General features: G+C 64.6%; 15 protein-coding genes. 5 read left to right on the top strand and 10 right to left on the bottom strand.

The annotated features are described in order from the left end of the window. Window positions 1-30: 30 nt before the first annotated feature. The 6 genes from gshA to yrfG all read right to left on the bottom strand — a co-directional run bounded on the left by gshA (window position 31) and on the right by yrfG (window position 8,309). A complete protein-coding gene (gshA, locus tag DOM57_RS12265) occupies window positions 31-1,608 on the bottom strand; it encodes a glutamate--cysteine ligase (protein ID WP_110649473.1) in 1,578 nt (525 codons plus the stop codon). Between the two features lie 347 nt (window positions 1,609-1,955). Further along, a complete protein-coding gene (locus tag DOM57_RS12260) occupies window positions 1,956-4,307 on the bottom strand; it encodes a Tex family protein (protein WP_110649495.1) in 2,352 nt (783 codons plus the stop codon). 152 nt (window positions 4,308-4,459) lie between these two features. After that, complete coding sequence (locus tag DOM57_RS12255; protein WP_110649472.1) at window positions 4,460-6,043, bottom strand: phosphoenolpyruvate carboxykinase; 1,584 nt, start codon at window positions 6,041-6,043, stop codon at window positions 4,460-4,462. Window positions 6,044-6,256: 213 nt separating this feature from the next. Then, window positions 6,257-7,129: an Hsp33 family molecular chaperone HslO gene (gene hslO / locus DOM57_RS12250; RefSeq protein ID WP_110649471.1), complete on the bottom strand. Its 873-nt coding sequence runs from the start codon at window positions 7,127-7,129 to the stop codon at window positions 6,257-6,259. 72 nt (window positions 7,130-7,201) lie between these two features. Next, window positions 7,202-7,594, bottom strand: a complete 393-nt coding sequence (locus DOM57_RS12245; RefSeq protein ID WP_110649470.1) for an RNA-binding S4 domain-containing protein — start codon at window positions 7,592-7,594, stop codon at window positions 7,202-7,204. Window positions 7,595-7,649: 55 nt separating this feature from the next. Next, entirely contained in the window at window positions 7,650-8,309 is a 660-nt protein-coding gene (gene yrfG, locus DOM57_RS12240; RefSeq protein ID WP_110649469.1) for a GMP/IMP nucleotidase, read from the bottom strand. Window positions 8,310-8,526: 217 nt separating this feature from the next. Between yrfG and nudE the strand changes: the two genes are divergently transcribed. Then, window positions 8,527-9,120, top strand: a complete 594-nt coding sequence (gene nudE, locus DOM57_RS12235) for an ADP compounds hydrolase NudE (RefSeq protein ID WP_110649468.1) — start codon at window positions 8,527-8,529, stop codon at window positions 9,118-9,120. Window positions 9,121-9,247: 127 nt separating this feature from the next. On the opposite strand, the gene DOM57_RS12230 is transcribed toward nudE, so the two are convergent. Both DOM57_RS12230 and DOM57_RS12225 read right to left on the bottom strand, forming a co-directional pair. Continuing rightward, the gene (locus tag DOM57_RS12230) at window positions 9,248-9,616 is read right to left on the bottom strand and encodes a hypothetical protein (protein WP_110649467.1); all 369 of its coding nucleotides are present in this window, start codon (window positions 9,614-9,616) and stop codon (window positions 9,248-9,250) included. A gap of 125 nt (window positions 9,617-9,741) precedes the next feature. After that, on the bottom strand, window positions 9,742-10,659 hold the full coding sequence (locus tag DOM57_RS12225) for a LysR family transcriptional regulator (RefSeq protein WP_110649466.1): 918 nt from the start codon (window positions 10,657-10,659) through the stop codon (window positions 9,742-9,744). A gap of 190 nt (window positions 10,660-10,849) precedes the next feature. Here DOM57_RS12225 and DOM57_RS12220 point away from each other — a divergent pair, with 190 nt between their 5' ends. Then, the gene (locus DOM57_RS12220; protein ID WP_110649465.1) at window positions 10,850-12,427 is read left to right on the top strand and encodes a UxaA family hydrolase; all 1,578 of its coding nucleotides are present in this window, start codon (window positions 10,850-10,852) and stop codon (window positions 12,425-12,427) included. A 48-nt stretch (window positions 12,428-12,475) separates the two neighbouring features. Then, window positions 12,476-13,513, top strand: a complete 1,038-nt coding sequence (locus DOM57_RS12215) for a 2-keto-3-deoxygluconate permease (protein ID WP_110649464.1) — start codon at window positions 12,476-12,478, stop codon at window positions 13,511-13,513. A 63-nt stretch (window positions 13,514-13,576) separates the two neighbouring features. Here DOM57_RS12215 and DOM57_RS12210 read toward each other — a convergent pair whose 3' ends face one another. Together DOM57_RS12210 and DOM57_RS12205 are read right to left on the bottom strand one after the other, a co-directional pair. Then, window positions 13,577-14,623, bottom strand: a complete 1,047-nt coding sequence (locus DOM57_RS12210; protein WP_110649463.1) for an oxidoreductase — start codon at window positions 14,621-14,623, stop codon at window positions 13,577-13,579. Between the two features lie 106 nt (window positions 14,624-14,729). Next, window positions 14,730-15,638, bottom strand: a complete 909-nt coding sequence (locus tag DOM57_RS12205) for a LysR family transcriptional regulator (protein ID WP_110649462.1) — start codon at window positions 15,636-15,638, stop codon at window positions 14,730-14,732. A gap of 96 nt (window positions 15,639-15,734) precedes the next feature. On the opposite strand from DOM57_RS12205, the gene DOM57_RS12200 reads away from it, so the two are divergent. Next, window positions 15,735-19,109 (top strand): molybdopterin-dependent oxidoreductase, encoded by a 3,375-nt coding sequence (locus DOM57_RS12200; protein WP_110649494.1) that lies wholly within the window; start codon window positions 15,735-15,737, stop codon window positions 19,107-19,109. A 73-nt stretch (window positions 19,110-19,182) separates the two neighbouring features. Further along, window positions 19,183-20,493 carry a short-chain fatty acid transporter gene (locus tag DOM57_RS12195; RefSeq protein ID WP_110649461.1) on the top strand — a complete coding sequence of 437 codons (1,311 nt, stop codon included), beginning with the start codon at window positions 19,183-19,185 and terminating at the stop codon, window positions 20,491-20,493. Window positions 20,494-20,507 lie beyond the last annotated feature (14 nt).

Raw genomic sequence — 20,507 nt, 5'->3', positions numbered from 1 at the left:
AGGTTCGGCTCGTGTGCTCACCTAACAGACTCAGGCTGCCGAGCGCGGTTCCCTCGCCCGTTCGAAATAATCGGCGATGAACTGGGCGAACGATACCTGATCTTCGGCCTCGATATCGTGCTGCTGTTGATGCGAGGTCTCCGCCAGTTGGCTGAACAGCGCATCCCGATCATGATCCATCGGCGTCGAGCGCCATTGACGTGCCTGCGCCTTGGCCAGGTCGGTCACGAAATCGGCCCACTCACCACCGTGTGCCTCGAGCGCCCGCAGCATCTGCGCCGACGGCGTCGACTCCGGGTCGTCCAGCCGCCGGGCCAGCGAAGTCACCGCCGCGACGTGCAGCTCGTCACCCTCGATCACGTCGAGCAGCGCCGCGACTTTCCGCATGCCGGCGATGATCTCGTGGCCGCGTGCGGCGAGCGGCATGCGACGTTCGCCCACCTGCAGCTCGAGTTCGGGATCGCGGCCGCGCTCGACCACCAGCCGGCGATTGTCGTCCAGGCGATCGCACTCCTCGTCGGGAATCCATGGGCTCTCGGACAATAGACACCAGAGCAGGAAGGTGTCGAGAAACCGCATCTGCGGCTCATCGATGCCCAGCGGCAAAAACGGATTGAGATCGAGACAGCGCACCTCGATATACTCCACCCCGCGCGCCTCGAGCGCCTGGGTCGGCGTCTCGTCGTGACGGGCTACCCGCTTGGGGCGGATATCGCTGTAGTACTCGTTCTCGATCTGCAGAATGTTGGCGCTCAGCTGACGCCAGTCACCCTCGACCTCGACCCCGATGCGGCGATAGTCCGGCCACTCGGTGGAGATGGCGTGGCGCAGGGTGCCGACGTAGTTGGAAAGCGAGTTGAAACAGATCTTGAGCTGCGATTGAACCTTGTTCTGATAGCCCAGGTCGGACATCCGCAGGCTGGTGGCATAGGGGGCGTAAAGCGTTTCCTGCCCTTTTCCCCACGCCTTGAGCTTGTCGCAGCGCTGGTCACCGCCGACACCTCCCAGAAAGCTGCGATCCAGCGCCGGCGAAGCGCCGAACAGATAGAGCAGCAGCCAGCTGTTGCGGCGGAAATTGCGTATCAGGTCGAAATAGCGGGTCGACCGGTACCCCTTGGGCGACTCATCCTCGCGCCCCTCGAGCGACTGCAGCAGCGGCCAGATGTCCTCGGGCAACGAGACGTTGTAATGAATGCCGGCGATCGACTGCATGATGCGGCCGTAGCGCACGTCCAGGCCCTTGCGGTAGACGTGTTTCATGGTGCCGATGTTGGAGGTGCCGTAGTCGGCGATCGGAATACTTTCGTTACCGTGAAGGCGCGCCGGCATGCTGGCCGGCCAGATCCACTCGTCATCGAGATTGCGATAGCTGAAGCGCAACAGATCGCCGAGGAAGGAGAGCGCATCCGCGGGACGGCAGTAGACCGGCGTGATGTACTCGAGCAGTGCCTCGGAATAATCGGTGGTAATGTGCGGGTGGGTCAGCTTGGAGCCGAAAGTATAGGGATGCGGCGTCGCCGCGATGGCGCCATGGGCGTCGACGCGCAACCCTTCCTTTTCGATGCCTCGCCGCAGACGACCAAGCAATCCATTGCGGGCCGGCGCCATCAGTCGGCCGACGTTCGTGGCGAGTTGATCAGACACGCTCAACACCTTATGTCATGAGGAAGCGCCGCTTCCCCGTTGTCCGTGCATCGACGTTGCCGTGATGGCCAACGCCCCGTCGACGATCCGTCGCGAGCAAAACCCCATTATGGAGCCGGCGATAGCGCTTTCAAGGCTAAGGAAACACCGCATAAATGCCTGCATGGGTAAATCGCTGCGTTGCGCGCTGCTCAAAATCCTCACCTATACCCCATAGGCTCCGGTTTTTGCGCTGCGTGCGCCTTGCGCTTCACGCCATTCGGCGATTTATTCAATATTTCCTAATAATCTGTTCGTCGCCGGCCCCCCTGTCATGACCGGCGCTGCGCTTTCAACAGCGCCTCGCCAAGCGCACCGACAGGCTGGCCGGATTGACGCTCGCGACCGCCCTGTCGTGGTTGCCGTCCACGGCGGGACTCGCCACCACCGGCGCCATCATTGCCGGAACGGCGCTCACGCTTTTCTCCCGGTGTGTCGTTCAGCCGCATCGTCAGCCCGATGCGCTGACGCGGCACGTCGACCTCGAGCACCTTGACCTTGACGATGTCGCCGGCCTTGACCACCTGACGCGGGTCCTCGACGAACTTGTCGGCCAGCGCGGAGATATGCACCAGGCCGTCCTGGTGCACGCCGACATCGACGAAGGCGCCGAAATGGGTGACGTTGGTCACCACCCCTTCCAGCAGCATGCCGGGCTCGAGATCCGAAAGCTTTTCGACTCCTTCGCGGAAGGTCGCCGCCTTGAATTCCGGACGCGGATCGCGGCCGGGCTTGTCGAGCTCCCCCAGGATGTCGATGATCGTCGGCACCCCGAACTTCTCGTCGACATAGTCGGATGGCTTCAGCGACTTGAGATATTGGCTGTCGCCGATCAAGCCGCCGAGCTGGCGGCCGTTGCGCTCGGCGATGCGGGCAACCAGCGGATAGGCCTCGGGATGGACGGCGCTGGCATCGAGCGGATTGTCACCGTTCATGATGCGCAAAAATCCGGCGCACTGCTCGAACGTCTTGGGTCCGAGACGCTCGACCCCGAGCAGATCCTGGCGGCTGCGGAACGGTCCTTCGCGGTCGCGCCGGGCGACGATGTTCTCGGCCAGCATCGCGCTCAAGCCGGAGACTCGCGACAACAGCGCGCTGGAAGCGGTGTTGAGATCGACGCCGACGGCGTTGACGCAATCCTCGACCACCGCCTCGAGGCTGCGCGACAGGCGCAGCTGCGAAACGTCGTGCTGGTACTGGCCGACCCCGATCGATTTGGGGTCGATCTTGACCAGTTCCGCCAGCGGGTCCTGCAGACGCCGGGCAATCGATACCGCGCCGCGAATCGACACGTCGAGCTCGGGAAACTCCTTCGCCGCCAGTTCCGAGGCCGAGTAGACCGAAGCTCCCGCCTCGCTGACCATCACCTTGGCGATCTGGCGCGGCGCCAGTCGCTTGACCAGTTCGGCGGCCAGCTTATCGGTCTCGCGGCTAGCGGTGCCGTTGCCGATGGCGATGAGCGTCACCGCGTGACGCTCGACCAGGGCGGTCAGCGTCGCCAGCGACTCTTCCCAGCGATTCTGCGGGGCGTGGGGATAGATGACCGCGTGCTCCACGAAACGCCCGGTGGCGTCGACCACCGCGACCTTGCAACCGGTACGCAGGCCGGGATCGAGCCCCAGTGTCGCGTGCGGCCCGGCCGGCGCCGCCAGCAGCAGATCCTTCAGGTTGGCGGCGAACACATCGATCGCCTCCTGCTCGGCGCCCTCGCGCAGCCGCCCCATCAACTCGGTTTCCAGGTGGGTATAGAGCTTGACCCGCCAGGTCCAGCGCACCACTTCCTTCAACCAGCGCGATGACGGCAGCTCGGCGCCGAGATCGATCCCCACGTGGCGGGCGATCGCGACCTCGGCGGGGTGAATCGGCGCCTCGTCCTCGCCGGGCATGACCAGCGACAGCGCCAGTACGCCTTCGTTGCGGCCACGGAACATCGCCAGCGCGCGGTGGGACGGCGTCCTGGCCAGGGCTTCGTCGTGCTCGAAGTAGTCGGCGAACTTGGCGCCTTCGTTTTCCTTGCCCTTGACCACCCGCGAGCGCAGCTGGCCCTCCTCCCACAGGCGTTCGCGCAGCCGGCCGACCAGTTCGGCCTCCTCGCTGAAGCGCTCCATCAGGATCTGCTTGGCGCCGTCGAGCGCGGCCTTGGCGTCCTCGATGCCGTGCGACTGGCCGGTGACGGCATCGGTGTACTGCGCCGCCTCCCGCTCCGGATCGAGGGCAGGATCATCCAGCAGGCGATCCGCCAGCGGCTCGAGCCCGGCCTCGCGGGCAATCTGCGCCTTGGTCCGGCGCTTCTTGCGATAGGGCAGATAGAGGTCTTCCAGGCGCTGCTTGGTGGTCGCGGCCATCAGCTCGGCGCGCAGCGCAGCGGTCATCTGGCCCTGTTCGTCGATCGCCTGCAGGATCGCGCCACGCCGCTCCTCCATCTCACGCAGGTAGCGCAGGCGCTCTTCCAGCGAGCGCAGTTGGCCATCATCGAGGCCACCGGTGACTTCCTTGCGGTAACGGGCGATGAAAGGAACGGTCGCGCCGCCATCCAATAATTCGGCGGCAGCCTGGACCTGTTGGGAGCGCACGCCGAGTTCGTCGGCGATCACGGAGACGATTGCGGTTTGGGTGTTGGACATGAAGCACATCACGACGGGAAAGATCGCGCCAAGGTAGCACAGAGCCGTTAGCGGCTCACGCGCCGCGAGGGCGACGGAGAAAGGGAATCCATGCAGGATGGGGATGGCCCAGGCCATCCCCATCGCTATTTTCCACCAGGCGCCGACATGCTCTACAGCGTCTGCGGGCCGGCCGCGACGATCTCCGGATCGACGCCGTCGAACTTGGTGAAGTTGTCGGTGAACTTGCGGATCAGCGCGTTCATCTGCTCGCGGTAGGCCTCCTGGTCGCCCCAGGCCTCGCGCGGGTCGAGCAGTTTGGCGTCGACGCCCTCGACCGTTAGCGGCACGTCGAGGTTGAGCCCGTCGATGTGGCGGGTCTCGACGCCCTTGAGCTGGCCCGCCTGGATCGCCCGGATGATCGCGCGGGTGGTCGGGATGCTGAAACGGCTGCCGCCCTGACCGTAGGCGCCGCCGCTCCAACCGGTATTGACCAGATAGACGCGGGAGCCGAACGCCTCGATGCGCCTGATCAGGAGTTCGGCGTATTCATGCGCCGGACGCGGGAAGAACGGCGCCCCGAAGCAGGTCGAGAAAGTCGCTTCCAGGCTGCTGGTGGAGCCCATCTCGGTCGAGCCGACCTTGGCGGTGTAGCCGGAGAGAAAGTGATACGCGGCCGCTTCCTTGGAGAGCAGCGAAACCGGCGGCAGCACGCCGCTCATGTCACAGGTCAGGAAGATGATCGCGCTCGGCTCGCCGGCACGGTTCTCCTCGACGCGCTTGTCGACGAATTCCAGCGGATACCCGGCGCGGCCGTTCTGGGTCAGGCTGTCGTCGGTGTAGTCGGGAACGCGATCTGCGCCCAGCACGACGTTTTCGAGCACCGTCCCGAAGCGGATGGCGTCCCAGATGATCGGCTCGTTCTTGCGCGACAGGTCGATGGTCTTGGCGTAGCAGCCGCCCTCGAAATTGAATACCGTGCCCTCGCCCCAGCCGTGCTCGTCGTCACCGATCAGATAACGCTCGGGATCGGCCGAGAGCGTGGTCTTGCCGGTGCCGGAGAGACCGAAGAACAGCGTGGTTTCGCCGTCTTCGCCGACGTTGGCACTGCAGTGCATCGGCAGCACGTCCTTCTCCGGCAGCAGGAAGTTCTGCACCGAGAACATCGCCTTCTTCATCTCGCCGGCGTAGCGCATGCCCGCCAGCAACACCTTGCGGCGGGCGAAGTTGATCATCACGGTGGCGCCGGAATGGGTACCGTCACGCGCCGGGTCGCAGACGAAACCGGGCGCGCTCAGTACCGACCATTCGCTCTTGCCCTTGGGGTTGTAGCCATCGGGGCGCACGAACAGGTTACGCCCGAAGAGGTTGTGCCAGGCCCGCTGGGTGGTGACGCGAATCGGCAGGTAGTGTTCCGGATCGGCCCCGACATGCAGCTCGGACACGAACGTCTCGCCGCCGGCCAGGTAATCCTCGACCCGCTCCCAGAGGGCGTCGAAGACGTCCGGGTCGATCGGGCGGTTGACCTGCCCCCAGTCGATCAGATCGGCTGTCGAGGGTTCCTTGACGATGAAACGATCCAGGGTGGATCGCCCGGTTCGTTCGCCCGTCTCCACCACCAGGGCTCCGTTGGCGGCCAGAACCCCTTCTCCTCGTGCGAGGGCGTATTCGACCAGCTCGGCCGCGGTCAAATTGGTATGCGCTTTCGCGGGGCGGGAATCGTGGGCAGCCTGGAAGGCGGCTTGAGAGGTGGTCATCATCCAGTCCTGGGCTCGAAGGCCTCTGTTCGTGTCGTTTTCGCAGCGTCGCAACCCGCCGCGCGATCCATCGCCCTCCGGGCCGGGAGGAACACCGCTCTCTCAGGCCGGCGACGACATGTGGCGGGCAAATAAAGGATCGCCATTATGGCAAAAAGCGCCCAACGCGCAAACGCTGGGCGCTCCCTGTCAATCGGCCTTCGATCGCGGCGATCAATGCAGTGTCGGCGATGGCGCCTGGGGCGAATCGATGATCGCCTCGATCTCGGCGGCGCTGAAATGGTAGCGGGTATGACAAAAATGGCACTGCGTATCGATCGCCTGGCGCTCCTCCAGGATGCCGCGCAACTCGTCGGCGCCCAGCGTATGCAGGGCGTTGGCGATGCGCTCGCGGGAACAGGTACAGCCGAATTCCAGCGCTTTCGGTGTAAAGACCCGCGTGGTTTCCTCGTGGAACAGGCGATAGAGCACGTCCTGTCCTTCGAGGGTCAATAGCTCGTCGTCGGTGATCGTGGCCGCCAGATGCACCACCCGATCCCAGGCGTCGGGGTCCTTGTTCGAGTGATCGTCCGGGAGCTGCTGCAACAGCAGTCCGGCGCTGCGCTGACCATCGGCGCTGAGCCACAGCCGCGTCGCCAACTGCTCGGACTGGGCGAAATAGGCCTCCAGACAGCCGGCCAGATCGGCGTGCTCGAGGGCGACGATGCCCTGGTACCGATTGCCCTCCTTGGGGTCGAGCGTAATCACGATGTGCCCGTCGCCGACGAGCTGGCGCAGACTGGCATTGTCGGCGAAGACCTGGGACTCGTCGTAGCGGGCGATGGCGCGAAGCTGCCCGCCGGGATTGGACTCGGCCATCAGCACGTCGACACCCTGTTTGCCGCGCACCTCGAGGCTCACCGTGCCGTCGAGCTTGACGGTCTCGGTCAGCAGCGCCACGGCGCTGAGCAGTTCTCCCAATTGGTGGCCGATCGCCTCGGGATAGTCGTGACGGCCGAGCACCTCGCCGTAGGCGCGCTCCAATTGCACGATCTCGCCACGTACGTTGGTGTCGTCAAACAGAAAACGCTGGATCTGGTCGTTCATGATCGGGTCTCGTCGGCCATCGGCCGGCCATCGTGGTGGCACGGCATGGCGGGAATAAAGGGCAAGCGAGGATCAGTCGTCGCCATGCTGACGCTGGAAACGCTGGATATTGCGGCGCTGGCGCTTGTCGGGACGCTTGATCGGTGGCTGCATGACCTGATTGGCCAGCTTGCGGTTGTGCGCCTCGCGTTCGCGGCGGGCGATGCTGTCCGCAGTTTCGGCGTAGAGCTGCCGGGCCTCCGGTGCGCCGCGCCGCTGATCCGACAGCGCCAACACCTCGACGGTGGCGCTGTCCCAACCCTGCGGCACCTCGATCAGCGCCCCGACTTCGACGTTCTTGCTGGTCTTGACCCGGCTGCCGTTGTAACGGACCTTGCCGCCATCGATCGCCTTCTTGGCCAACTGGCGGGTCTTGAAGAAGCGTGCGGCCCACAGCCATTTGTCGATACGAACCGTTTCACTCATGGGTCTCTCACTTCGACCACGGGATGGGCCTAGATGGGGTCGGACGCCCCACCCTTCAACCCGTGCCCGCGGGCAGCAGCGCAGCGAACTGCTCGACCGCCGTGAAGCCGGGATGCGCCCTGCCCGGCCGGCGACTGTCGGGTTGGTGGATTCCCAACAAATGGCGGATGCCATAGCGTCGGGCGCATTCGAGCACGTCGGCATTGTCGTCGATGAACAGGCTGCGTTCGGGATCGAAGGGATGCAGCGACTGCATCGCTTCCCAGAATGCCGGCTGCTCCTTGGGATGGCCGAAATCCGCCGACGACACGATGCGATCGACATAGCGGTCGAGCCCGGTCAGCGGTAGCTTGAGCCCCAGGCTCTGACGATCGGCGTTGGTGGCCAGCACGACATCGATCGGCGCCGCCTTCAGCCACTCCATGAATGCCAGGGCATCGGCACGCCAGCCGATCAGGTGGGCGACCTCGCGCTTGAGGGCGACGATATCCAACGACAGTTCCCGGCTCCAGTAGGCCAGGCTGTACCAGTCGAGCGTACCACGGCTATCCAGGATACGCGCTTCCAGCGCCAGGCGATGCGACTCGTCCAGGCGATGCAGCTCGACATAACGTCGCGGCAGATGCTCGAGCCAGAAGTGGCTGTCGAAATGCAGATCGAGCAGCGTGCCGTCCATGTCGAGGAAGACGGTATCGATGGCGTTCCAATCGATCATTCGGCGAATTCCAGGCCGGGCGGTGAATGTCGGAAACCCGCTGGCGCGTGCCGCGCGACGGTCGCGCCGTCTTCGCACGGGACGGCGTTACGCCAGACGGAGTTTCCCAGAAGCTTGAGTGTCCATTATTGTACCTAGGAGCTGTTGTCGTTTCATTCACGGCCGCGCTGAAACGTCAACAGCCCCTAGTGCATCCCACCCATTGCACGGAGGCCGCATGGCGCCAACAGACTTCCCGCCGACTCTCCCCACCAAGCCAAGCATTCTCGCGCGTCGCGACTTGGCCGCCAGCCGCCTGTTCGCCATCGAGGAACTGGAACTGCGTTTCTCCAATGGCGCCGAGCGCACCTTCGAGCGCCTCAAGGGCAAGGGCCAGGGCGCCGTCATGCTGGTCGCGATGCCCGATCCCGATCATGTCCTGCTGATTCGTGAATACGCCGCCGGTTTCGACGAGTACGCGCTGACCCTGCCGAAGGGCCTGGTCGACCCCGGCGAGGATATCGTCACCGCCGCCAATCGCGAATTGATGGAAGAGTGCGGCTTCGGCGCCAATCGCATCGAACCCCTGGTGGAACTGTCGCTGGCGCCCAACTACATGAATCACCGCATGCACGTGATGCTGGCCAGCGACCTGTATGAGCAGCGCCTCGAAGGGGACGAGCCGGAGCCTTTGATCGTCGAAACGCACGCCATCGACGACATTACCAGCCTTCTCGCTCGGGAAGACTTTCATGAGGCACGCGCCGTTGCCGCGCTGTTCATCGCCCGCGAGATGCTGCGCAACGAACAGCAAACCGCGAGTTGGTGGTAACGTCGATTGACACGACATGAGACACGACACAAGTAACGTCGATTGACACGACATGAGACACGACACAAAAAGATCGCCCCGCTGATGCGGAGCGATCTTGCGGTACGACATGCCTGACTGTCGCGGTCTAGTCGGGATCGACGTCCTGCGCGGAATCGACACCATGGTTGTCTTCCATGGAATCGTCCTGAATCGGGCCGTCGGCGGCGGCGGGATCCTGCGCCGTCTTGCCCTCGGCCTTCAGGCTGCCCGGCTGCGTATTGGCGGAACCGGTCTGGCCATTGTTCTCATCCGGCAGGTTGTTCTCGGACGGCAGGCTACCTTCGCTGTCGCCTGCCGCCGTGGCGCCTTCCACCTGGGTCGGCGTAGAGCCACCGGTCTGCGTGTTGGCCGAGCCCGTTTCGGGGCTGACGTCGGGCGCGTCGCTCTGCGCGAATGCTCCGGCGGTCGGTAGCGACAGCAGAGCAGAAAAAATGACGGCGTTGAGCGTTTTCATATGAATCCTCCCTGAATTCATCGTGGCCTCGAAACGAGGTCAGAATGCACTATGGCAAAACCTAGACACCCAATGCCATTCACGCAAATTTTCAAGGAAATTCACTCAATTACGTTTCACATAGATTAACCACTCTCCTGATACCAGGCGATGAATCGCTTGGCCGCCGGTGACGGCTCCCGATCCCGTCGCCACAGCAGTTCGAAGGGCGGATTCTGCGTGCCGAGCGTGTAGTCGATGCGCGCGACATTGCCTTTCGCCACCTGGTCGCTTGCGATACGTTCCGGCAACAGCGCCAGCACGCCTGCGTCCCGTGCCAGCATGGCCAGAATGGCGTAGGTCGAGGAGATCTCGATCGACTTGACCGGCCGCGACAGACCGGCGGCGACGAACTCCTGCTCCAGCATGCGCGGCATGCTTACCGGATAGACGATCCAGGCCTGACCGGCCAGCGCGGCGAAATCCGGTACGGTGGCGTTCACCAGCGGATGGGTCGGGTTGGCCACTACCCATAGCGGTTCAGGGAAGCTGCCGTGACAGTGGTAATCGGCGGGACGGCGGCCGAAGTCGGAGCGGCACAGGGCGACATCGATGCGCCCCTGGTCCAGCAATCGCAACAGGCCCTCACTGGTGTCTTCGACAATCTGTAGTGACAGCGAGGGCTGTTCTGCGCGCAATTTGACGATGGCCTCGACGATCGCCGCGATCGCGCCCATGGTGCCACCCACCGCCAGATGTCCGCCATAGCCCTGCTGAATGCCGATCATCTCCTCGCGCAGATGCGCCACATCGGTCTGGATCAGACGCGCATAGCGCACCACGCAGCGGCCCAGGTCATTCGCCTCGAGCCCGCGCGCGCTGCGCATGAACAGGGGCGCGCCGAAGGTGGCCTCGATCTCGTTGAGCGCCCGGGTCGCCCCGGGTTGCGAAATCGCCACCCGCTCCGCCGCCCTGTGGATGGATCCGCACTCGTCGAGCGCCATCAACAGACGCAGCTGTCGCAGGCGCAGGCGCGACATCAGTTCATCCAGCGTTGGCGTCATGGCAGACCTCGGAATTACGACTTTGGTTCAATGCAGCCGGGTTATCGCCCAATCAGACATTCTCAGTAGCGGCGCCAGCGATCGCTCGATAGGGTTCCATTATGCAGTTGTCATCTTAAGAAACTGATTAAAAAAGATTTTTACCCATAAGTCGTATAGACGAAAGTGGATAGACCGAGGAGATCAACCCATGGCACTGATCGAACACATCGCCGAAGCGCCCGCTTCGGTGATTCGCCTGCACGAGCGCGACGACGTCGTCATCGCGCGCCAGCCTTTGCCCGCCGGCACCGAGATACTACCGGGCGTGACCCTGGGCGGCGCGGTACCCGCCGCCCACAAGATTGCCGTTCGCGCTCTGGCCGAAGGTGAGCTGATCCGCCGTTACGGCCAGATCATTGGCCGCGCGACCCGCCCGATCGCGGCGGGTGACCATGTGCATGTGCATAACCTCAACATTGGCGACCTGGAGGGCGAAGCACACGAGCGGAGCTACGCCGGGGACTATGCCATCGGCAGCGAAGTGACGCCGGTGGAACGGGTCCCGACGCCGGCCACTTTCATGGGCATCCGGCGCGCCGACGGCCGGGTCGCCACCCGCAACTACATCGGCATCCTGACCTCGGTCAACTGCTCGGCCACCGTTGCCCACGCGATTGCCGATCACTTCCGCCGCGATGTCCATCCGGAGGCGATGGCGCCTTACCCGAACGTGGATGGTGTCGTTGCCCTGACCCACGGTGTCGGCTGCGCGGTGGCCGCCGACGGCGAGGCATTGACGATGCTGCGCCGGACGCTGGCCGGCTATGCCCGCCATGCCAACTTCGCCGCCGTGCTGATGATCGGGCTGGGCTGCGAGACCAACCAGATCGATGCCCTGATCGAGTCACAGAGGCTCGAGCCGGGACCCAGACTGCACCCTTTCACCATTCAGCAGATCGGCGGCACCACCCGCGCCATCGCCGAAGGCATTCGCCATGTCGAAAGCCTGCTGAAGGAAGCCAACCAGATCGAGCGCGAGCCCTGCCCCGCCGAGCATCTGCGCCTCGCGCTGCAGTGCGGCGGTTCGGATGGCTACTCCGGCATCACCGCCAACCCGGCACTCGGCGCCGCGGTGGACTGCCTGATCGCGCATGGCGGCAGCGCGGTACTCGCCGAGACTCCGGAAATCTACGGTGCGGAACACCTGCTGACCCGCCGCGCGATAACGCCGGCGGTGGCCCACAAGCTGATCGAGCGCATCCACTGGTGGGAAGAGTTCTGCCGCGTCCGCGGTGCCTCGCTGGACAACAATCCCTCGGCCGGCAACAAGGCCGGCGGCCTGACCACGATCCTGGAGAAATCCCTCGGTGCCGTGGCCAAGGCCGGCACAACGCCGCTGGTGGAGGTACTCGAGTACGCCGAACCGATGCGCGAGCGCGGCCTGGCGTTCATGGACTCGCCCGGATTCGATCCGGTTTCGGTGACCGGCCAGGTCGCCAGCGGCTGCAACTTGATCGCCTTCACCACCGGACGCGGCAGCGCCTTCGGCTGTGCCCCGGTGCCATCGCTCAAGCTGGCGACCAACAGCGCGCTGTGGCGCCATCAGACCGACGACATGGACATCAACTGCGGCGCGCTGCTGGATGGCGAAGTCGATATCGACCAGCTCGGCGAGCGGATCTTCCAGCGCCTGCTCAGTCTCGCCTCCGGCGAACGCAGCAAGAGCGAGCGCCATGGCTACGGCCAGCAGGAGTTCGTGCCCTGGCAGATCGGCGTCATTACCTGAGGCCAATATCTGGCTCGGCAAATATCATCATCAGAGGGAGGAGATTGCATGTCGTCCCCGATATCCCGCGTTCCCATTTACGACACCCTGAACCGTATCCCCGGCGGGCTGATGATTGTGCCACTGATCCTCGGCTCGATTGTCGGGACCCTGGCGCCATCGGCACTGGAGATCGGCAGCTTCACCACGGCGCTGTTTAAGGATGGCGCCATGGCGTTCATGGCACTGGTGATTTTCGCCACCGGCATGCAAATCACCCCACGCAACGCCGGTCCAATCATCGGTACCGCCAGCGTGATCCTGCTGATGAAAAGCGTGATGCCGGGAATCCTGATCGCCTTGCTGGGCCTAGCGACCGGCATGCATGGCTTGTTCGGAGTCTCGATCCTGGCCATGTTGGCGGCAATGGACAATAGCAACGGCGGTATCTGGCTGGCCTTCACCGGTCGCTACGGCGACCAGCGAGACCGTGGCGCCTACATTGCCAGCGCCATCAATGACGGCCCCTTTTTCACCCTGATTCTGATCGGCGCCTCCGGGCTGGCCGATATTCCGCTGGAAGTCTTCATGGCGGCGATCATCCCGCTGCTGCTAGGCATCCTGGTCGGTAATCTCGACCCAAAGTGGACCGAAGTACTGCGCCCGGTACCCGAGATGGTGATTCCGTTCTTCTCCTTCGGACTGGGCACCGGCATCAACCTGACCGATGTACTCCATGGCGGGCTCAGCGGCCTCGCGCTCGGCTTGGTCGTCGCGCCTTTTACCGGCGGACTGGTCTACCTTGGCTACCGCTATGTGCTCAAACGCGGCCCCCGCAGCGGCATCGGTTTCGCGGCGGGTACCACGGCTGGCAACTCCATTGCCACTCCGGCGATCGCTGCCGCAGCAGACCCTTCGCTGCAATCCTATGTCGGAGTCGCCACCACTCAGGTGGCCGCCTGCGTGCTGGTGTCGGCTTTGATGGCGCCCGCCATCGCCTCCTGGTTGCTCAAGCGCAATGGGGAATTGAAAGCGCCGGATGGGAATAGCGAAATCAGCAGGTTAGAGAGAGCCGATTCGTTCGAGTCCGGCACCTTGATGAAATGAGCCAAGGAGACGACCTACTGAACGTATCGAGCCAGTACGCCATCATCCTGACCCGACGTATCTTTAGAACGAGACGACCCGCCCCGTCTCGGCGCTCCGGCGCCCCGCTTCGAGCAGGCGCATCGCCTCGAGCGCCGACTCCGCCGTCACCGGCAGCGGGCCACGTCCCAGAATGGCGTCGCGAACGCCGGCGTAATAGGCCAGATAGTCGCCGGGCAGTGTCGGAACTTCGTGCAGCTCCGGCTGACCGCCCTCGCGTGCCTGACCGGTGGTGAGCATGCCGTGCCGCCAGTCCTCGCCCCAGCCCGGCGAAGGCAAGCGATCGCCGCGCTTGAGCATATCCTCCTGCGGATCGAGGCCGTGCTTGATGTAACTCGCCCGGGTACCGTGGATGGTGAAACGCGCTCCCGGCGCCGCCACCAGCGTGCCGCCATGCAGCACCACCCGGTTCTCGCCGTAACGCAACACGGCGTGGAAGTAGTCGTCGACCCGTGCGCCCTCGCGCTGACTGGCCAGGTCGAGCCAGATCGACTGCGGCTTGCCGAACAGCACCAGCGCCTGGTCGAGCAGGTGCGAGCCGAGGTCGAACCAGGCCCCGCTCCCCGGCGCCGGCTCTTCACGCCAGCGCTGCGCCACTTCCGGGCGATAGCGGTCGAAGTGGGATTCGAAATGCATCATCCGGCCCAGCGCTCCGCTATCGAGCAGCTTGCGCACGGTGAGGAAGTCGGCATCCCAGCGTCGATTGTGGAACACGCTGAGCAGGCGCTCCGCCTCGGCTGCCTGGACGCAGAGCCGCTCGGCCTCGTCCACGGTGACGGTGAACGGCTTGTCGACAACGACGTGCTTGCCGGCGGCCAGCGCCTCGCTGACCAGCGCATAGTGCGTTGCGTTGGGCGTCGGAATGACCACCAGATCGATGTCGTCCCGCGCGAACAGCGCCCCGGGTGTCGCCTCCACCGGAATCTCCGGCCAGTCGGCACGCACCTTGCCGGGATCGCGGCTCGCCACGGCAACCAGCGAGAGCCCTTCCTGAGCCTGGATCAGCGGTGCATGGAAGCGCTTGCTCGCCATGCCGTAACCGACCAGCCCCACGCCTATGGTGCCCTTCATGCCTGTCTCCTTCGCCGTTGAATTTGCATCGGTTATAGGATATCGCAGCCCGAGGCCGGAAAAGAGTGCCGACAGCGAGCATGTAGTCCGCCCGGAACCGTCTCCCTCAGTGTGCCAGCCAGCCGTACTCCTGGACCGCGGCACGCAGGCGCGTGACGAAATGACCGGCGAGTGACGAACAGCCGGCGTTCCGGGAGAGAAATCCTATCTGCATGCCGGGAACCGGTTCGGTGAGTTCGCGCCGGGAGAGATGATCGCCATCGAGCGACCAGGGGCGAAAGATGAGGTCCGACAAAATGGTAATACCAAGCCCGGAACCAACCCAGTTGCGGACGGCTTCGATCGAATGACTTCGCAACACGATCTCCGGCTGCCGGGGCTGCGCCTGCCAATAACGCTTCCAGGTTTTGACGTGGTCATCCATTTCCAGCAGCACGAACGGATACCGGCAGACATCGCGCAACGCGATCTCGGGCTGACGCAACAGGGGATGACCCGCCGGCGCCCAGAGTCTTCGGGGCGTCACGAAAAGCTCGTCGAGCCGCAGATCACCCCCCGGTTCGACGTTGTCGGTCACCATCAGCGCCAGGTCGATTTCACCGGCGCGCAGTTTCTGCTGGATCGACTCGACACTGCCCTCTTCGATCTGCAACGTGATCGACCTGAACACGCCCGATCGCCAGCGGAACATCTGCGCCAGCAGATAGGCGGATATCGTTTCGGTCACTCCGAGCCGCAGTTCTCCGGTGGGCAACGCTGTCTGGGCCTTCAGGCTCTGGCGAGCCAGATGCGCCTCATCCAACAGCCGTGAAGCGTGCTGCTGCAATTTGCGCCCGGCTTCCGTCGGCAGCAAGCCCTTGGCATGACGTTTGAACAGCTGACAGTCGAGATCCGATTCCAGCGCTTTCAGCGACGCCGACATCGAGGGCTGGGAAATGTGGCAACGCTGGGCGGCCTTGGACAGGTTGCCCGTCTCGATGATGGCTAGGAAATGGCGCAGTTGCTGAAAGGTCATAGACAGTATCTATACCACATTACAATTAATACATATTAGCTGTAACGCTCGTTCGACGATACGGTGCCGCAAGATGCCAAGCACTGTTCCGGCACCATGACAACGACAAACGCAGTACCCGGGTTCTGTACCCTATGCCGCTCCCGCTGCGGCACGCTGAACCATATCGAGAACGACCGCCTCATTCGGGTGGAACCGCTGCCTGGCCATCCAACCGGACGGGCCACCTGCGCGAAGGGACGGGCGGCACCGGAGATCGTCGACAGTCCGCAGCGCATTCTCCATCCGCTGCGACGCACCCGTCCCAAGGGGGCCGACGATCCCGGCTGGGAGCGCATCGGCTGGGACGAAGCGCTGAGCCTCGTGGCCCGGAAACTGGCCCATTATCGCGATACCCACGGCGCGGAAAGCGTTGCCTTCAGCGTCACCACCCCGAGCGGCACGCCGATGAGCGACAGCAGCGACTGGGTCGAGCGCTTCATCCGCTTGTACGGCAGCCCCAACACGATTTACGGCACCGAAATCTGCAACTGGCACAAGGATGTCGCCCACCGTTTCACTTTCGGCTGCGCCATGCCGGCTGCCGATTACGCCAACTCGAGACTCAACATTCTCTGGGGCCACAACCCATCCCACGTGTGGCTCTCCCAAGCGGGCGAAATCGGCGCCGCCGACGCCCGGCTGCTGGTCATCGATCCCCGCGAGACGCCGCTGGCGAAACGCGCCGACCTATGGCTCCCCATCCGGCCGGGGAGCGACGCCGCGCTGGCGATGGCGATCGCTCGCGAGCTGATTCGCCGGGAGCGCTTCGACCACGAGTTCGTGGCACGCTGGAGCAATGCGCCGTTGCTGGTGGACGAAGCCTCCGGACGCTTCATCACCGCGCCCGGCGGGGAGTTTCTCGCCTGGCACCCGCAACAGCGACGGGCCGTCGCACTGGACACGCGATTCCCGCTCGACGCCGAACGGGCCCGGGAACTGGCGCTGACGGGGCGATACGCCGTGGCACGCGCCGACGGCAGCGTACGCCACTGCCATCCAGCCTTCGAACTCTACCAGCGCGCCTGCGCGGAATGGACCCTCGAGCGCGCCGCCGCCGCAACCGGTCTCTGCGTCGCGTCGATCGAGGCCGCGGTCGAGATGATCGCCGAGGCGGGAGCGGCGATCAGCTACCACGCCTGGACCGGCATCGGACAGCATGCCAACGCCACTCAGACCGAGCGGGCACTGGCGACGCTCTACGCGCTGACCGGCAGTTTCGATCGCCCGGGGGGAAACCGGCGCTGGTCCCAGCCGCCGACCAACAGCGTCAACGACCTGGCGCTTCTCGCCGAGGCGCAGAGATGCAAGGCGCTCGGACTCGAGTCGCGTCCTCTGGGCCCCGCCGCCAGCGGTTGGATCACGGCGGAAGCGCTCTATGAGGCGATCGAAACCGGCAAACCCTATCGCCCCCGCGCACTGTTCGGCTTCGGCGGCAACTTTCTCGTCTCCCAGCCCGACCCCGAGCGCGGCGAGCGGGCGCTTACCGCGCTCGAGTTTCAGGTCCACTGCGATCTGTTTCACTCGCCGACCAATGCCCATGCCGACATCCTGCTGCCGATCGGCACGCCGTGGGAGCGGGAAGGGCTGCGCATCGGCTTCGAGATCAATGCCGAGGCCGTCGGCCACATTCAGTTGCGCCGGGCCATGGTTTCTCCTCGCGGCGAGGCCCGCGCCGACTATGACATCGCGCTGGAGCTCGGCTGCCGGCTGGGCATGCGCGAGGCGTTCTTCGACGGGGATATCGAGCAGGCCTGGAATCATGTGCTGGCCCCGAGCGGACTCGACGTCGACTTTCTCCGGCGCCATCCCGAAGGCTACCGCGTGGCGCTCGAACAGACGGCTCGCGGTTACGCCCGGCTCGACGATTCGGGCCGCTGCCGGGGTTTCGACACGCCGACGCGCCGGGTCGAGTTCTACTCGCAGACGCTGGCCGACGCCGGCTATCCGCCGGTGCCCCGCCATCTACCGGTCCGGCCGGTTGCCGACTCCGGGCTCCCGTTGACCCTGGTCAGCGTCAAGAACGGCCGCTACTGCCACAGCCAGCAGCGCCAGATCGCTTCGCTGCGCCGCCGCTCGCCGGAACCGACGATGACGCTCGGCAGCGGGCTCGCGACCGCCAGAGGGTTGGAGGACGGCGAGTGGGCGGAACTGATCGGCGACAAGGGTTCGGTGACGCTCAAGGTCAACGTCGACGACACCTTGGCCGACGACCTCGTCGTCACCGACTACGGCTGGTGGCAGGCGTGCGACGATCTCGGCCGTCCGGCGACGCCGATTCATGGCGCGGGATCCCGCAGCGTCAATGCGCTGTTCGGCACTCGCAACAGGGATCCGGTAAGCGGCGCGCTGCCGCTACGCTCGGCGCCCTGCGAGGTCAGGCGATCGGCCACGGCCGCCTCCGCCTGGCAGGGCTACCGCCGCATGCGCATCAGCGAAAGAATCGTGGAAACGCCGGATGTGGTCTCCTTCTGGCTGACGCCGATCGACGGGCAGCGCCTGCCCGACTACCTGCCGGGCCAGCATGTTGCGGTTCGCCTCATGCTCGATGGGCAGTTCCATCACCGCAGCTACTCTCTGTCCGGCCCGGCCGATCCGTCGGGGCACGAACGCTACCGCATCTCGATCAAACGCGCGGCGGCCACACCTGCGCTGCCGGCAGGCATCGTCTCCTCTCACTGGCACCAGTCGCTCCAGGCCGGCGACGAAGTCGAGATAGCCATGCCGACCGGGCGGTTCACGCTGCCGCGTCGCCATGGCCTGCCGATCGTCTTGATCGCCGGCGGCATCGGTATCACGCCGTTTCTCTCCTTGCTCGAGACACTGGCCAACGATGGCTCGGCACAAATGCCCGCCATGACGCTGATCTACGCCAACCGCAACGGACGCTCGCACGCTTTCCGCGAACGCCTCGCGGCACTCGAAGCCGCACTCCCCCGTCTACGCGTGATCACGGCCTACAGCGCTCCCGAAGCCGAGGATCGTGGACACCGGATAACGGGGCGCATCGACGGCAAGGTGATCGAGCATCTGAACCTGCCGAACGAGGCGCGCTACTACCTGTGCGCCAGTGTTGCCATGGTGGAAGCACTGAAACGCACGCTGCGTGCCCGAGGCGTACCGCCGCATGCCATCTTCAGCGAAGCCTTCGTCTCGCCGGCTCGCCCATCGACCGGGCGTCACCGGCCGCGGCGCGTTCGGCTGGCCCGCACGGGGAGCGAGTTCGTCTGGCGGCCCGACGAGGGAAGCCTGCTCGACAGCGCCGAACGACACGGCGTTGCGATGCCCAGCGGTTGTCGCGTCGGCCAGTGCGAGAGCTGCGCCGCGACTCTGATTTCGGGAGAAGTCGCCTCGCCCGCGAACGATCTCGAGGCGGACCAGTGTCTGACCTGCCAGGCGATTCCACTGACCGATCTCACCCTGGATCTTTGATTGCCACCACCCCAGTCACAACAACCCGAGACACAACAACCCAAGTCACAACAACAACACGCGAGGAAATCCGATGTTGAAATTCTTCACCAACGCCTGCGTTCGGCTGTTCGACCGCTACCTGCCGGATCCGCTCGTCCTGGTCGTGCTGATCACGTTGATCGTATTCGCCGCCGGGATGCTGTTCGAGGCACGCACGCCGGTCGATATGCTCGGCTATTGGATGGACGGATTCTGGACGCTGCATACCTTCGCCATGCAGATGGCACTGATCCTTGTCACCGGTTTCATCGTTGCCAAGGCGCCGCTGTTCATGCGGTTGGTCACTCACATCGCTGAAATCGCCCGTACCCCGGGTCGCGCCGTGCTGCTGGTGACGCTGACGTCGCTGATCGTGACCTGGTTCAATTGGGGCATCGGTTTGGTGATCGGCGCCATCCTGGCCAGGGAACTGGCACGGCGGGTTGCGGATGTCGACTACCGCCTGCTGATTGCCAGCGCCTATTCCGGTTTTCTGATCTGGCATGGCGGACTCTCGGGCGCGGTGCCCTTGACGCTGGCCACGCCGGGGCACTTCCTCGAGTCGCAGGTCGGCCTCATTCCCACCAGCGAGACGTTGCTGAGCCCGTTCAACCTGGCGATCGTCGTCCTGCTGTTGATCTGTCTCCCCGTGACCAACTGTCTGATGCTTCGCGGAATCGACACGCCGGTGACGCTCGAGATCGAGGAAACCGCAGCGACGCCGACCCCGCAAGGCGCGGTGACCCGGCCGGCGGAGCGCCTCGAACGCTCGTCTTGGCTGGCGAGGCTGATCGCGCTGATGGGATTCGCGGCTATCGCGGTCTACGCCTTCTCGGGCGGCGGCCTCAATCTCAATGTCGTGATCTTCATACTCCTATTCCTGGGCATCCTGCTGCATGGCACCCTTCGCCGTTTTCTCGATACTCTCGCCGAGGGTATCGGTGGCGCCGGCGGCGTGCTGATCCAGTTCCCGTTCTATGCCGGGATCATGGGCATGATGGGCGCCTCCGGCCTTGCCTCGACGATTGCCCAAGGCTTCGTCGATATCGCCAGCGCGGATACGCTGCCCGCGCTGAGTTTTCTCTCCGCGGGGCTACTCAACATCTTCATTCCGTCCGGCGGCGGCCAATGGGCCGTGCAGGGGCCGATCCTGATGGAGGCCGCCAAAGCCCTCAACGCTGACATTCCGCGAGTGGCAATGGCCTTTGCCTGGGGCGACAGCTGGACCAACATGATCCAGCCCTTCTGGGCCTTGCCGGCGCTGGCGATCGCCGGTCTCAAGGCACGCGACATCATGGGATTCTGCGCCATCATCCTGCTCGTCTCGGGCGTCATCATCGGTGGCGTCCTGCTCGTCGTCTAACCTCCACACGGCGG

Origin of the sequence: Salinicola peritrichatus, from assembly GCF_003206715.1 — a bacterium.
GTDB classification, from domain to species: Bacteria; Pseudomonadota; Gammaproteobacteria; order Pseudomonadales; family Halomonadaceae; genus Salinicola; species Salinicola peritrichatus.
Note: the sequence above shows the minus strand (reverse complement) of the source record. Positions and strands in the feature narration are given on the sequence as shown.